This is a genomic window from Syntrophales bacterium, from assembly GCA_026417625.1.
Taxonomy (GTDB): domain Bacteria; phylum Desulfobacterota; class Syntrophia; order Syntrophales; family UBA8958; genus JAOACW01.
This window is the reverse complement of record JAOACW010000004.1, coordinates 29697-45364: the sequence shown is the minus strand read 5'-3', so window position 1 is coordinate 45364 and position 15668 is coordinate 29697. Positions and strand designations below refer to the sequence as shown.

Genomic DNA, 15668 nt, shown 5'->3' with positions numbered 1-15668 from the left:
TATCCCATCCTTATCTAGTTTTTCAAGGTTCAAGAAAAGAGGGGAAGCAAGCTTCCCCTCTTTAGGTTTCCCTATGGTTAATTTTAAGCTTTATCTATAATCGCCTGAATATCAGGTGGGTATGGCGTCTTTGCAGGCAGGAAAATCAACTCGGGATCCACGAATTCACGGAGAACGAAGAGCTCCCTATATGTGGGTCTCGGTGTTTCGCCTTTCACACGTGACACGTTTAGATCGAATCCGCAGTTGTCCTTGATCTGTTCAACTGTTACACCAGGATGACATGTTTCGAGATAGATGATACCATCTTCATCGAAACGATAGACGCCCATATTGGTCACAACAGCAACGGGCCCGCAATCTGCGAAAGGAGTACCTTTCCAAACTTCCTTCTTTGGTTTCCATTTTCCGTCTTTCCAGTCCCAGCACCACCATCCAGGCGTTGTTGTGTAGTCGTTCCTTTCTACGAAACGCCTCTTCTCTTGTAGGATAATGAATGCTGTTCGTTTTGCCATAGTGCCTATGTCGCCGTTACCGCCTGAACCCGTAAATCTGTGTGATGGAGAGTAATAATCGCCTATAGATGTAACGTTCACCCCACCGTACTTATCAATAGCTGCTCCCCCAAGGAACCCAAGAGTAACGTAACCCTGCTGGAGGTAGTAGCCGAATGTATCCACCAGACCACCCAGAGTGGAGCACAAGTTTGCTGCTCTCTGATCGCAAACAGACATCGGAACATGCATGGTTTTACCGTCACATATTCCTGACTCATAGATCAACATAGCCTTGGGAGCATTTATAAATTGGGCTGTCATTATACCCACCATGGGTAGCCCGGTTCCCGCAAACACTATGTCATCGTTCCGCACTTCATGAGCTACAGCAATTGCCATCAACTCAGGTAGTATGAATTCCCCATCTTTAGCAGGTTCATTTGGTATTACATCGATCAAAGCCATCAATTCTTCCATCGTTTTAGCCATGTTTCCTTACCCCCCTTTCTTTAGTAGCCACTTCTTGCCACAGACAAGGGCATCTTCATTCTGGGTGCTGGTTTCTTACCTCTCATCATGCGTGTACTGTAGCCAGTAACGCTATCTGCCCTTAGATCCAGAAGCCGTTTTGTGCCTAATTTGGTTAGGAATTCCTCCCAATTCTTGGGACCGTAGACCCATTCATCGAGCCATTTCTTCAAGTCCTCTGGATTTCTGGAGGCCTTATCCATTTCTCTCATGAAAGGAGCATCATAATCGTAGTAGTAAGGGACGGCACTCGGGAAGGCACCCCACGGACATTCCACAATGGCATCCACGACAAAATAAGGTATCTGATTGTTTTCCGGATATTTTCTCATTTCTCCTTCTGGAACAATTTCTTCAGCAATGATTACTACCTTTTCACAGGCGAAGGCTATTTCTTTATCTATGGTACCTACACCTCTCCATCGGGCGGTTCCTTTATCACCTGCCTGTGACACATGTATTATTGCAAGTTCAGGTGTGGCTGCCGGCAGTAGAACCACATCACCACCACCCCACCAGAAGGGTTCTTCCATTTGGATAAATTTTTTCTTAGGAATAAATGGATTCTTGCCGTCTCTTAGTCCCGCTCTTCCTAAGGCGTCGTATTTAGGATTGTAGAGATCCGATCCAAGAGGTGCGTAATATGGAATGAACGGAGCGCCAATAGCACCTGCCAGGAAGCGCATCGCCATTGCGCCGTGGGAGTAATCTTCAAGTATCATCTTACCAGCTTTGTAGTTTCGTTCTAAGTTTATATCAAGCTTGCCTGCCATTTCGCCCCAGCCCATCCAGTCGGTCTCATAGATCTTTATAGCTCCGACTGCATTAAGGAGCCACGTACAAGTGCTACCATGGCGGTCGATGACGTGTAGGTCTTTAAAACCCTGTCTAACCGTTTCCCATGCAAAAGCAAAGGGGTTCCGGTTAAAGCCTGTAAATCCGCTGAAAGCTATCATTGCACCATCGTGCATGAATGTCTTTACTGCTTCTTCAAGGGTCATTATCTCGGCTTTTTTTGTTTTCCCGCGAATTCTCGGCATAACTACCTCCTCCTTTTTCTAGATAAAGTTTACAGCACTTTAATTTGGTAGGAGCTTTTACGACTTTACACTGACCACCCCCTTCCCCTCCATAAGAGCAGTTGTATCATAGCGAAAATCGTTCACTTTTGTCAAGATAAATGCGCGTAAATCAGTAAGGTTCTTTTGATCGGATCTCAGTTGCGAGTTTTTCCAGTAACGATTTGGGTATGCTGTCACGAAGGGATTCTACGTTAGTTTCCAAAACTTCGCAGAGGGCATGAGTGAATCCTTCGTAGAGTGTAATCAAATACTGAAGACCTCCGTCTGGTATGCCCAGAAAAAGGTCTTCTTCTATTATGGAACGGATGAATTCGTCCTCTCCGAGTTTTAGAGAAGAATTTTCTAAATATTCCAGGTATTTATGGGGTGGTACATCTGCAGCCCTCAAACAGGACAGTTGATAAAATACAAGGTAACAATACTCAGCTCGATCTCTCACTTCTTTTTCACTTAGCATGGCCTACCTATAAAGTCTTTGTCCTCGGCGAGATCTGTCGAAACTGAAGACCTCCATTCCTGGGATTATTACCCGGACAACGGGTATCCCTATTTCAGGAGATGTGAGATCAACCACAATTGCCTTTGTAAAACCCGCTGATTTAATACCATCGAGCACTGTTTCAATATCCTCTTTTATGTCTAACGAATAGCCACTGTTCATTTCGCTAAGGGTGATAAATTCCTCGTTTTCTAGATACATCTCAGGTTCCAAATATGGAATAGGGGTTTCACGAAGGTTTTCCAATCCATAGCGTTGAATAAGTAGTGCTCTACTTGATGCAGCTTCGAGTATGGCCCTTGCAGCAGCCACTTTGGGGTCCAGATGAGCCCCGTATCCTTCAGTGGGCATTAAATCGCTATAAATTTGGTCCTCTATTCTTGCCGCTAAAACTGGAATTCCGAGATCAGATGTATAGTTGTAAAGTGTTAGTTCCAATTGGGCTTTGTGAAAGTGTTTGTGTAGATTTTGCAGAAACTCATTTTCTTGTTCATCCCCTATGATTACTTGTTCTCTTTTATTACGGGAAAACTTAACGATACTTATGGCATCCCTTTCAATAACTTCGAAAACTCCATGGAGTATTGCTTCTTCCATAGTGTTTCCTGAAGCAATGCCGTTCGTGTGAGTGGAAAGAAGAAAAGTTTCGCTGTTCTCGAATGGATGAAATACTGCACATGCGGGAACCAGGATGTTTTCTGAATTTATGAGATCAAAACCTTCTACCCAGCTGATTTCGTGATTTTCATCATAATCGGCAAACTGGGAAAGAATCAGTTCCGTGGGGTGAAGTATATTGAACTTTTTTTTAAGCTCTTTCCAGCTTCCCTTAATTAAACGTCCTTCTTTCGAAGGATCATATTCAGATGAGAAACGTTCTACTGCTTCCATAGTGAGGGACACCTGAGCCTGAACATTGGTCGTACCTTTTCCAGTATGAAATGTAGTGGAGTTATCCCGTCGTATACGAAAGCATGAGAATACAGGGATACCGATTCTATCGAGATCAGTAATGTTTTTCATGTCTATCATTGCCAGGGTGTCTTTGATTGTATCCACGAAAGCTAGTGTTTCTTCGGGTGTTTTAGCGCGGTGTGTCTCACGGAGGTATGCCTTGGGGCAGGGCCTGAGGTTTATCATACGAAACTTCCCTCCTTAACTTAGGTTATGTCTAATAACGGAGGTACCTATACCACATCAGGTCCGAAAAATCTTCCCTTTGTTCACTTTAGAATTGACAATACAAGCTTAAAATTATATAGCTGAATGGACCATTCGCAGGGAACATGCTCGAAAAAGGCGCCGCGCGTAATACTGCCAGTTTAACTAGAGCCATAACGTGGGGGTTGATCCACAAAGATTATGTCTTGGAATCCCTTTTTATTTTCTAATGAATTTGTGTTTATTTGCTTTCCCTAAAGTGGAAAAAAACGCGAAAAGTGGAGATGCTTTTTGCGCGAAATCGTTATTAGAAGTTGAAGATCTCTAATATAACAAAGAGGAGGAGGGCGATGGAAAAAGTACCTCAGAAATTGGAACTCACAAGGAGGGACTACTATGCCAATGCCAAAGTTACAGGTTTTGGTGAGCGAAAACCCGATTATTCAACGATGGGGAGGAAGACCAAGAACACGTACAAAAATTTACGTGAGGTCGTCTGTGTGGAAGCTTGTAGAACACCTTATGGGAGGTTCGGCGGAGCTTTAAAAGATTATGATGCCGCACAACTTGGCGCTTTGGCTATAAAGGAATGTTTGAGAAGGACGGGAGGCAAGGTAAAAGGAGAGGATATTGATTATGTAATCATGGGCCAGGTTGTACCAGCTGGATGTGGGCAGGTACCAAGCCGTCAAGCTACGCTTCTTGCAGGATTGCCGGAATGGGTTCCTTCCATAACGGTTAACAAAGTGTGCTCCTCAGGTATAAAGACGATTGATTTGGCTGCCCAAATGATAATGACGGGAAGGGCGGAGATTGTGATCGCTGGTGGACAGGAGAGTATGTCTAACTGTCCTTATGCGCTTCCAGATATGCGGTGGGGTAGCCGTATGGGACTTCCCAATGGACGTGTGGTGGATCTCATGGTCTACGATGGTCTATGGGATGCTTTTTATAACAGACATATGGCTATTCATGGTTCTGAGACAGCTGATGAGTTTGGATTCACCCGTGAGGAATTGGATGAATGGGCTTATCTTTCCCAAATGCGAGCTGCAGCAGCTATGAAAGAGGGTCGTCTGGATGATGAAATATTCCCTGTTTTAGTTCAAAAGGGAAAAGATTGGGTGGTATTTGATAAAGATGAACAGCCGCGGCCGGATACGACAATGGAAGGACTGGCTAAGTTACCTCCAGTGTTCGGTCACGTAAGTGCTGTAACGGGTAAACCTGGAAGTGTGACGGCGGGTAACGCTCCCGGTGTAAACGATGGTGCTGATGTTTGTTTGCTTATGAGTCGGGAGAAGGCGGATGAACTTGGAATGAAGCCCATATTTACTATAGTTGATTACGCTGAAGTCTCACAGCCAACGAAAGATATCGCCACTGTTCCCGGTCTTTCCATTAAGAAGGTGCTGGAACAGAATGATCTTACCTTGGACGATATCGATTTAATCGAGATAAATGAGGCTTTTGCAGCGGTTGTTCTGATAAGCGCCAGAGCTGTGCTTGGAATGTCCAAAGAAGAAATGATCAAAAAAGTTAACGTAAATGGTAGTGCTATAGCTTACGGACATCCTATTGGAGCGACAGGGGCACGCATTCTGATGACGCTGGGATATGAACTTAGGAGGAGAGGTGGCGGTTTAGGTGTTTGTGGGATATGTTCGGGACATGCGCAGGGAGATGCAATGTTAATAAGAGTGGAGAAGGGATGAAGCAGAAGGAGTTGTGCATGATTAAACGTGTGCAACAATAATCACTATAAGTAAGGAGGGTGCTGTTATGGAGGTTAAAACAATTGGTGTTGTAGGTGCCGGTCAGATGGGAAGTGGTATTGCTCAGGTTGCGGCTTATCCTGGGGGGCTTAACGTAATAATGAACGACATCGCGGATCAATTTGTGAATAGAGGCTATGATACGATTTCGAAAAATCTTGATCGGTTGGTGGCGAAGGAAAAGTTAACTGAGGAACAGAAGAATGAAATATTAAGTCGTATCCGAAAGAGTACAAATATAGAGGATATGAAAGATGCTGATTTTATTGTTGAGGCCGCTATTGAAAAGGAGGATCTGAAGCTTGATATCTTTCGCAAGCTAGATGCTATATGCCGACCTGATGTTGTTCTTGCTACGAATACCTCATCTATTCCAATCACACGTATTGCTGGTGCTACGAAACGACCGGAGAAGGTCATCGGTATGCATTTTATGAACCCTGTTCCAGTTATGAGGCTTGTGGAGATAATCCGCGGAATGGCCACATCTCAGGAAACTTATGAACTCACTGAGAAACTTGCGAAACAGTTTGGGAAGGTGCCTGTGGAGTGCAATGACTTTCCCGGTTTTGTCTCTAATCGGATACTCATGCCTATGATTAACGAAGCTTTTTATGCTCTGATGGAAGGCGTAGGGACACCCAAGGCGATAGATGATATTATGGTTCTAGGGATGAACCACCCCATGGGTCCTCTTGCCCTCGCCGATCTTATAGGGCTGGATACGTGCTGGGCGATTATGAATGTGCTCTATCAAGGGTTCGGTGATTCCAAATACAGACCATGCCCGTTGCTAAAGAAATACGTTGATGCTGGTTGGCTTGGAAGGAAAACGGGCAAAGGTGTGTATGATTACAGCAAATAAATTAGAGGTGAGGGGGAGGTATTCGGACATGGAATTTAAAAACTTGCTTTTTGAAGTGGAAGAAGGTGTAGCAACGATAACCATAAACAGACCGAAGGCGCTCAATGCTTTGAATTCCGAAGTAATGGGAGAACTTAATACGGCAATAACAAATTGTATAAAAGACGATGCTATAAAAGTTGTCATCATTACAGGGGCAGGGGAAAAATCATTTGTTGCCGGTGCTGATATCGCGCAGATGGTGGATATGAAGCCCCAAGAGGCTATGAAATTTATGGAGTTTGGTATTGAAACATTCAGACTTATAGAAACCATGCCGAAGCCAGTGATTGCAGCTGTTAATGGCTTTGCTCTAGGTGGTGGAACAGAGCTTGCTATGGCGTGTGACATTCGTTTTGCCTCGGAGAATGCCCGTTTCGGTCAGCCGGAGATTTTAATTGGGCTGATCCCCGGTTGGGGTGGAACGCAGAGATTGGCACGTCTTGTTGGTATGGGTAGGGCAAAGGAACTTATAATGGGTGGAGAACAGATCACAGCGCAGCGAGCATATGAGATAGGTTTGGTGAATAGAGTATTTCCTTTGGAACAGCTTATGCCAGAAACTAAGAAGTACGCTGCGCGATTGGCGACTTTACCTGGATTTGCCCTTAAGATGGCTAAACACGCCATTAACTTCGGTTATGATCTTGCTCTGGACAATGCTATGAGACTGGAGACTCAGTGCTGTGCCCAGTGTTTCAGCACAGAGGATCAGAAGGAAGGCATGAAAGCATTTCTAGAGAAGAGAAAGCCTGTTTTTAAAGGTTGTTAAAAAAATAGGAGGGGGTTTTATTATGAATTTTGCGCTAACAGAAGAGCAACGAATGGTTAGAGACATGGTGCGCAAATTTGCGGAATCAGAGATCAAACCTGTGGCAGCTGAACTTGACCGCACGCATCGTCATCCGGAAGAAATCTGTCGAAAACTGGGTGAGATGGGCATTATGGGTGTGGCGGTGCCCACTGAGTACGGTGGTGCCGGGATGGACAATGTAACGTACGTGTTATGCATGATTGAGATTGCTAAGGCCTGTGCGAGTACCGCAGTGATAGTTTCAGTTAACAATTCCCTTTACGGATACCCTCTGCTCCATTTCGGCAATGAGGAACAGAAGAAGAAGTACTTGGCGCCTGTGGCGAGTGGTAAAGTGGAAGGTTGTTATGCACTTACGGAGGCCAATGCCGGTTCTGATGCTGCATCGCTGCAGTGCCGGGCTGAGCTCAAGGGAGACCGTTGGATTGTAAATGGTGTTAAACGGTTCATTACCAGTGGCAATGTGGCTCACTACTGCGTTCTGGCAGCTACACAGGATCCCTCTATGGGATACAAGGGAATTATCAATCTCATTGTAGATCTGAAGAACACCCCCGGTTTTTCTATAGGTAAGATCGAGGAGAAATTGGGTATTCTGGCATCAGGCACAGCGGAGCTCGTTTTCGAAGATGCGGAGGTGCCAGCAGAAAATCTACTCGGTAAACCAGGGCAGGGATTCAGGCAGATGCTATCAGGTTTAGACGCTGGTCGAATCGGTATAGGAGCGCAGGCTTGTGGTATTGGTCGCGCATGTCTTGAGGATGCTCTAGAGTATGCTAAACAGAGGGTACAGTTTGGTAAGCCTATTGCCACATTCCAAGCTATTCAGTTCAAGCTGGCGGATATGGCAACGGAATTGGATGCAGCAGAACTGCTTCTGCTCAGGGCGGCCTGGATGGAAGACCAAGGTATGGATTACGAAAAAGAATCGGCCATGGCCAAGATGTACGCCTCCGATGTGGCGATGAAAGCAGCTATAGAATGTGTGCAAATTTTCGGCGGTTACGGTTACTGTAAAGAGTACCCAGCTGAGCGTCATTTAAGAGATGCAAAGATCTGCCAGATTTACGAGGGTACTAACGAGATTCAGAGAATCGTGATCGCTCGGAAACTTCTGGGGCTCCGTTGACAATCACAAACACAAAAAGGGTGGGTGGTTTTATGCCACTCACCCTTTTTAAATGCTAAAATTGAAGGGGTTCACAGGATGAGTGATCCTGAATTCATTGATCGATTGGTTGTGTCTAACACTACAAAGATTGTTTTTTTGGTTCTCGATGGGTTGGGAGGCATTCCCCGGGAAGAGGATGGTTTGACGGAATTAGAAAAGGCTCGCACACCCCATTTGGATGAACTTGCTTCTAGGTCTGTATGTGGTCTTCTCGATCCCATAGGGTGCGGTATTACTCCCGGCAGCGGTCCTGCCCATTTTGCCCTCTTCGGATATGATCCTGAAAAAAACACCATTGGAAGGGGTGTGCTGGAAGGAGCTGGTATAGATTTTCCTATGACGGAAAGGGATCTACTGATCAGGGTGAATTTTGCCACTATTGATGAGAAAGGAATAGTCGTTGATCGCCGTGCGGGGCGTATAGACACTTTAACTAACGTGCGTTTGTGCAGGAAACTAAAGGATAATGTAAAACTTGAAAATATTGAGGTGTTTTTTGAAGCTGTAAAAGATCATCGCGCTTTGCTCGTGTTGAGGGGAGAACATCTGGACGAGGGTATTCGGGAGACTGATCCTCAGCGGACTGGTTTTCCACCATTACAGCCAGAGGCTCTGCGTCCGGAGGCGGAGTGGACTTCCAGAGTTTTGAGAGAACTTATTGAACAATCAAAGAGTGTCTTAGCCGGAGAGACAGCTAATTTTATTCTTCTTAGGGGTTACGCGCGCTACCGGAGGTATCCTTCCCTCCGGGAACGTTTTGGTTTGCATCCGCTGGCGATTGCGTCTTATCCTATGTACCGAGGTCTTGCCCGTCTTTTGGGTATGGACGTGGCGGAAAAAGTGGACAGTATTTCGGGAGAATTTGAACTTTTGGAGAAGCACTTCCCCGAATATGATTTTTTCTATGTGCACATTAAAGAGACAGATTCGAGAGGGGAAGACGGTGATTTTGAGGCTAAAGTCAAGGTAATTGAGGAGATAGACCGTTATATCCCCTTGTTAATGGAGTTAAACCCCGATGTTCTAGTTGTAACTGGTGATCATTCAACTCCCGCCGTCCTTGCCTCCCATAGCTGGCATCCGGTCCCGGTTTTGCTATACTCCCGGACGTGTCGTCCTGACGCCGTTAAATGTTTTTCTGAAAGAGCATGCATATCAGGTGGTCTAGGACGGATGCCGATGGTTAATCTCATGGGTCTTGCCCTTGCTCATGCACTAAGATTAGATAAATTCGGTGCGTAACATTCATCTTGAAACTTACTTTCAGTTTTTAATAAAAGCTTGATGACAACAATATATTGTGGTAACAAAAATAACACTACAATATATTGGGATGAAGGTCAGAAAGGGAAGTTAGCAATGAATAGTAAGATCCGTAAAAGAGACGGAAGGCTTGTAGAGTTTGACGCCCAGAAAATAACAAATGCTATTGCTAAGGCGGGGGCGGCAACGGGGGAATTTGATGAAAAAACAGCCAGACGTCTTACGATAAGGGTGCTTAATCTTGCGGAGAAGTTGTATGGTGATCAGGTGATGGGCGTTGAGGATGTTCAAGATATAGTAGAGGAGGTGCTTTTATCTTCGCCTTATAGGAGGACCGCTAAAGCGTACATTATATACCGGGACCAGCACGCGAGGTTAAGGGAGATTGCCAATAAGATGGAGGTCGACCTTGTAGATCAATATCTGAAGAAGATTGATTGGAAAGTTAACGAAAACAGTAATATGGATTATTCCCTTCAGGGTTTAAACAATTACATTTCCTCGGAAGTCAGTAAGGTTTACTGGTTGAACGAGGTGTACTCACCGGAAATTAGAAAAGCCCATGTCGAGGGAGACTTTCACATCCACGATCTCAGTTTACTATCGGTTTACTGTGTAGGATGGGATCTTTATGATTTGCTGGTTCAGGGTTTTCGTGGGGTTTCAGGTAAGGTGGAAAGCAGACCAGCACGCCACCTAAGGAGTGCTTTGGGTCAGGTGGTAAATTTCTTTTATACCCTCCAGGGTGAAGCTGCAGGGGCTCAGGCGTTTTCTAACTTTGACACCCTACTTGCTCCATTTATACGCTATGATGGTTTGAGCTATCGCGAAGTCAAACAGGCTTTGCAGGAGTTTATCTTCAATATAAACGTACCCACTCGGGTGGGTTTCCAGACACCCTTCACCAATGTTACCCTCGATGTTACCGTTCCTGAGTATTATGCCAATCAGCCTGTCATAATTGGAGGAGAACTTCAGAAGGAGACTTACGTCGAATTTCAGGAAGAGATGAATATGTTCAACAGGGCTTTTTTGGAGGTTATGGTTGAAGGGGACGCGAAGGGGAGAGTTTTTACGTTTCCAATCCCCACCTATAACATAACAAAAGACTTTAATTGGTCGGATCCTAACCTTCAGGGATTATGGGAGATGACAGCAAAATATGGGGTTTCCTACTTTTCGAATTTCATAAATTCGGACATGAAACCCGAAGATGCGCGCAGTATGTGCTGTCGGCTGCGCATTGACAATAGAGAACTGGAGAAACGGGGTGGTGGTCTTTTCGGTTCTCATCCTCTCACAGGTTCCATTGGTGTGGTAACACTTAATATGCCTCGAATTGGGTACCTTTCGAGAACGGAAAAGGAGTTTTTTGAGCGTTTGGAAAAGCTTATGCGCCTCGCTAAGGAAAGTCTGGAGACAAAGAGAAAGGTGTTAGAAAAATTCACTGAAGGTAATCTTTACCCGTATACGAAGTATTATCTCCGGAGTATTAAGGACCGGTTCGGCGCGTATTGGAAGAATCATTTTTCCACGATTGGTCTGGTAGGGATGAATGAAGCGTGTCTTAACCTTTTCGGAAAAAATATAGCTTCTCCAGAAGGAATTCGTTTTGCCGAGAAGGTGCTTGATTTTATGAGGGATCAGCTTCTGCAGTTTCAGAAAGAGACGGGCAATAGTTACAATTTAGAAGCGACACCTGCGGAAGGGACTTCTTATCGCCTCGCCAAAATAGATAAACAGAAGTATCCTGAAATTATATGTGCGAATGAGGAAGCTTTTCAGAAGTTAGGCGCTGAACCGTTCTATACAAATTCCACACAACTTCCTGTTAACTACACAGATGATATTTTTGAGGCCCTCGATTTACAGGAGAGCATCCAGGTTAAATATACAGGTGGAACTGTTTTTCATATATTTGCTGGTGAACGGATCGATGAACCAGGGGCTGTTAGAAAACTTATAAGGAAGATTTGTACAACTTACCGTATTCCATACTTTACCTTCACGCCAACGTTCAGTGTCTGTCCCAATCATGGTTACATCAAGGGAGAAGCGAGAAATTGTCCCAGATGTGGTGAGGAGTGTGAGGTGTATTCCCGTGTGGTAGGGTACTTGAGACCTGTGAAACAGTGGAACAAAGGAAAACAGGCTGAATTTTCGATTCGGCGGACATTTCAATTCTGATCGTGTAGTCAGTTATGAAGATCGGCGCGCTTAAGAGGGTGTCCCTAATAGACTATCCTGATGTGATTTCTGCAGTGATTTTTACACAGGGCTGCAATTTCCGTTGTCCCTATTGTCACAATCCGGAGCTTGTGTTGAGTGAGTATTTTGAAACCCCTATCGACGAAGTTAGTGTTCTTTCGTTTCTCGAGCGTCGCCGGGGCAAGCTCGAGGGTGTAGTGATAACAGGTGGTGAACCAACGATTCAGAGAAATTTACAGTCCTTTCTTAAAAGGATACGTGGGAAAGGTTATCTTGTGAAGGTGGACACTAATGGATCGCGACCTGATGTAATGCGCAAGCTTCTAGAAAGAGGTTTAGTTGACTACGTCGCTATGGATATAAAATCCTCCTTTGATAGATATAGAACGGTTACTGCTTCCAACATAGACCCTAAGTTAATTGTGGAAAGTGCAAAATTACTGATGGGGTGGAATGGGTTGTATGAGTTCCGTATTACCCTTGTTCCTGATCTTGTGATTTTTGAGGATGTTAAGGCGATTGCCAGGGAAATAAAAGGGGCAAAAAGGTTAGTCCTGCAACGGTTTCAACCTTCCAAGCATGTAGACTCTTCGTATGTAGAGAAACCACCTTACCCGGTTGAAGAATTGCAGGAAATTAGGGATTACATGGAACGTTATGTGGAGCAGGTGATTATCAGATAAGAGGTGATTATGGCTTCTCGGGTAGATATGGAGTTTATGCGTGAATGTATAGCGCGTTTAACAAAGGTGGGGGTTGCGCTCTCTGCGGAAAAGAATTTGAATCGTCTTTTTGAAATGATAATAGACGAGGCCAGAATACTGACCAACGCAGATGGAGGGACACTGTATTTGGTTTCTGAAACTGACAATGTTCTACATTTTGTTGTGGTACAGAATGAGTCTCTTGGTATTAGAATGGGAGGAGTTGCCGGACCTATATCCTGGGAACCCATTCCTCTTATTCTACCTAATGGTTCGAATAACTATTCCAATGTTTCAGCCTATGCAGCTCTTACTGGCGAAGTGTTGAATATTTCGGATGTTTATTATGCTGAAGGTTTTAATTTCGAGGGTACACGGGATTTCGACAGTCGAACAGGTTACCGATCGAAATCTATGTTGGTAGTACCTATGAGGGACCATGAAGGTGTAATCACCGGCGTTTTGCAACTCATAAATGCCATGGATAGAGAGACGGGAGAGGTAACCACTTTTAGTCGTGAAAGCGAGATGTTGGCCGAGTCTTTAGCTTCGCAGGCAGCCGTAGCCTTATCACAAAAAAGATTGATCAGAGAACTGGAAACCCTCCTGGATGCATTTATAAAGACAATTGGTACCGCTATTGATGAAAAATCTCCTTACACGAGTGGTCACATAAGGAGGGTGGCAGAACTGTCAGTTGCGCTTGCTAAACAGGTGAATGAGCGCAAGAAAGATTTTGGATTACCCAGTTTTTTATCTGAGACGGAGTTAGAGGAACTGCGTATGGCGGCGTGGCTTCATGATGTGGGTAAAATAACCACTCCGGAGCATGTGCTCGATAAGAGGAGTAAACTAGAGACGGTGTTTGATCGGATAGAACTTATAAGACTGAGATTCGAAGTGATGTTACGTGAATTCGAATTGTCACTTACGAGAAGGTTTTTACGTAGTGGATCTGGAGGTGAGTATCTGCAACAGGTTAAGAGCGAAGTTGAAAAATATCTAAATGAGATTAAGGAGAATTTGGCTTTTCTCGAAAAGGTGAACAGGGGGGATTGCCGTCTTGAGGATATTCATCTGGAGAGATTGAGCAAGATGGGTTTAAACTATAGTTTTTTCAGTTTTTTGCGGGGAAGAGAAGAGAAAGTAATCTCTGAGCGGGAAGAGGAGAAACTTGCTACAAGACAAGGTACTTTAAGTGAAGGTGAGAGAAAGATAGTAAACAACCATGCATTGATGACTTACAAGATGTTGAGCAGTCTTCCTTTCCCGCGCAAATTGAGGGGAATTCCTCTTTACGCGTCGGCACACCATGAAAGGTTGGATGGTAAAGGTTATCCCCTGGGTCTAAAAGGCAAGGAAATACCCTTGCAGGCGCGGATCATTGCCATTGCAGATATCTTTGAAGCGTTAACAGCTAGTGATCGTCCATACAAGAAGGGTAAAACGGTTAAGGAGGCGCTTCGCATCATGGAGGACATGGCGGCGAGTGGTCACATCGATGGGGATTTACTTAAGATCTTTATCGAAGGTAACATACCTCTAGAATACGCAAAGAGGGAACTATCACCAGACCAGGTGGATATATAGAAATTTCCTTCATTTGGTTCTTACGTTTTCTTGTTTTAAGTTTTCCATTTCTTTTTTTAACTGCTCTATCTTTGAATCGTCGGTGCAGTATTTCAATGCTTCTCCTAGGTGGAAAAGGGCGCTTTCCAAGCGTTTCTTTTTTTTGAAGTACTGTGCAAAGTAGTAATGAGATTGATATTTTTTCCCTGCTCTTCCGTAAAGGCCGGCCATCTGGTAGTATAGATCGGCCTCTTGAATTGTATGATTCTCCCGCAGAATGTTCAAAGTTTCTACGGCTTGATTGAGATCACCTTTCGCTTCGTATGATAGACCGAGGTAAACAATGGTTTTGGGATCCCTGTCGTCGTACTTCAGGGATTCTTTAAGGTAATGTATGGCATCGTCTATTTTTCCTGTTCTGTGGTACACAATCCCCAGACTTCGCAGGATGTCCACATCCTGCGGTGCTAATGACAGGGCCTGTTTGAAAAGGTTGATGGATTCTTCAAAGTGTCCTACGTTTTGCTCTGTAACTGCAAGGCCGAAAAGATCATCAACGCTTTTATGGTCTTTTTTTAGGTTTTCAGTGAATCTTCTTCTTATCCCTTCCCAGTCGCAAGTTGAGAGTAGCAACAGCGTTTGGATCCTCTTAAAATTTCCAACGAGATTTGTTTTTCCATTTCCGGTGTAAGATGTCTGAAGTAGGGAGTCCAAGTAGCGGATTCGTTCGTCTGTACCGGGATGGGTAAGGAAGTAGGATGGAACAGTGTTTGAGTAATACTCGTACTTCCTCATGGATCTAAGAAGGGAAAGCATCCCCCCTGGATTGTATCCTGCGTTTACGAGGTAAGACATGCCCAAGCGATCTGCCTCTTCTTCATGTTCTCTACTATAACGGAGGTACATAGTAGCAGCTGTGGCATAAGAGAAACCTGTAATTGCAGCTGAAAGGTCTCCTCCACCACCGAGAAGAACCCCGGTGAGTATACCTGCCAGTGCGGCCATACTTATTTTGCGTGTTTTGCTAACAATGTCGGCGATATGACGACTGTTCACGTGAGCGATCTCATGAGCAAGCACACTGGCGAGCTCACTCTCTGTTTCACAGAGGTTGATAAGGCCGGCATTTACGTAAACATAACCCCCAGGTGTTGCAAAGGCGTTTATGGCTGAACTCTGGACAATCAAGAACTTGAAGTCAAATAAAACTCTGTCGGCCCCTGTGAGTACTTTGTTACCTACTGAAGTAATGTACTGATTGACCCTTTCATCTTTGAGTAATAAACCCTCTCGAGAGAGTTTCTCATATATTTCCTTGCCAATTCTTCTTTCATCTTCTATGGTGAAATCGGGGTATGCGCGGGTCGGAAATGTTAATACCAGAAAAAAAAGTAAGGAGAGTAGTATCTTTTTTGATTTATTCGATAAATTCATATCTGGCTTATATCTCTTTTTAGAATAACATTCAAGATTTGATGGTCAGGCACTTATCG

The 15668-nt window shown here is 44.5% G+C and carries 13 protein-coding genes; 8 read left to right on the top strand and 5 right to left on the bottom strand.

Annotated elements, in window-relative coordinates; translation table 11 throughout:
* Nucleotides 1–83: 83 nt before the first annotated feature.
* The 4 genes from N2317_04105 to N2317_04090 all read right to left on the bottom strand — a co-directional run bounded on the left by N2317_04105 (nt 84) and on the right by N2317_04090 (nt 3746).
* Nucleotides 84–986 (bottom strand): hypothetical protein, encoded by a 903-nt coding sequence (locus tag N2317_04105; GenBank protein MCX7816680.1) that lies wholly within the window; start codon nt 984–986, stop codon nt 84–86.
* Between the two features lie 20 nt (nt 987–1006).
* Nucleotides 1007–2065: a hypothetical protein gene (locus N2317_04100; protein ID MCX7816679.1), complete on the bottom strand. Its 1059-nt coding sequence runs from the start codon at nt 2063–2065 to the stop codon at nt 1007–1009.
* 151 nt (nt 2066–2216) lie between these two features.
* Nucleotides 2217–2564, bottom strand: coding sequence for a hypothetical protein (locus N2317_04095; GenBank protein ID MCX7816678.1), 348 nt, complete (start codon nt 2562–2564; stop codon nt 2217–2219).
* A gap of 3 nt (nt 2565–2567) precedes the next feature.
* Nucleotides 2568–3746, bottom strand: coding sequence for a YcaO-like family protein (locus N2317_04090; protein MCX7816677.1), 1179 nt, complete (start codon nt 3744–3746; stop codon nt 2568–2570).
* A 371-nt stretch (nt 3747–4117) separates the two neighbouring features.
* On the opposite strand from N2317_04090, the gene N2317_04085 reads away from it, so the two are divergent.
* From N2317_04085 to N2317_04050, 8 genes are all read left to right on the top strand, one after another.
* Entirely contained in the window at nt 4118–5482 is a 1365-nt protein-coding gene (locus tag N2317_04085; GenBank protein ID MCX7816676.1) for a thiolase family protein, read from the top strand.
* A 67-nt stretch (nt 5483–5549) separates the two neighbouring features.
* Nucleotides 5550–6407, top strand: coding sequence for a 3-hydroxybutyryl-CoA dehydrogenase (locus N2317_04080; protein MCX7816675.1), 858 nt, complete (start codon nt 5550–5552; stop codon nt 6405–6407).
* A gap of 28 nt (nt 6408–6435) precedes the next feature.
* Nucleotides 6436–7218 (top strand): enoyl-CoA hydratase-related protein, encoded by a 783-nt coding sequence (locus N2317_04075; protein MCX7816674.1) that lies wholly within the window; start codon nt 6436–6438, stop codon nt 7216–7218.
* 22 nt (nt 7219–7240) lie between these two features.
* Nucleotides 7241–8389, top strand: a complete 1149-nt coding sequence (locus N2317_04070; protein MCX7816673.1) for an acyl-CoA dehydrogenase family protein — start codon at nt 7241–7243, stop codon at nt 8387–8389.
* A 78-nt stretch (nt 8390–8467) separates the two neighbouring features.
* A complete protein-coding gene (locus tag N2317_04065; GenBank protein ID MCX7816672.1) occupies nt 8468–9673 on the top strand; it encodes a 2,3-bisphosphoglycerate-independent phosphoglycerate mutase in 1206 nt (401 codons plus the stop codon).
* Nucleotides 9674–9790: 117 nt separating this feature from the next.
* Complete coding sequence (locus N2317_04060; protein ID MCX7816671.1) at nt 9791–11881, top strand: ribonucleoside triphosphate reductase; 2091 nt, start codon at nt 9791–9793, stop codon at nt 11879–11881.
* A 14-nt stretch (nt 11882–11895) separates the two neighbouring features.
* Nucleotides 11896–12585: an anaerobic ribonucleoside-triphosphate reductase activating protein gene (locus tag N2317_04055; GenBank protein MCX7816670.1), complete on the top strand. Its 690-nt coding sequence runs from the start codon at nt 11896–11898 to the stop codon at nt 12583–12585.
* 9 nt (nt 12586–12594) lie between these two features.
* On the top strand, nt 12595–14196 hold the full coding sequence (locus tag N2317_04050) for an HD domain-containing protein (GenBank protein ID MCX7816669.1): 1602 nt from the start codon (nt 12595–12597) through the stop codon (nt 14194–14196).
* A 9-nt stretch (nt 14197–14205) separates the two neighbouring features.
* Here N2317_04050 and N2317_04045 read toward each other — a convergent pair whose 3' ends face one another.
* Complete coding sequence (locus N2317_04045) at nt 14206–15609, bottom strand: M48 family metalloprotease (protein ID MCX7816668.1); 1404 nt, start codon at nt 15607–15609, stop codon at nt 14206–14208.
* Nucleotides 15610–15668: the final 59 nt, after the last annotated feature.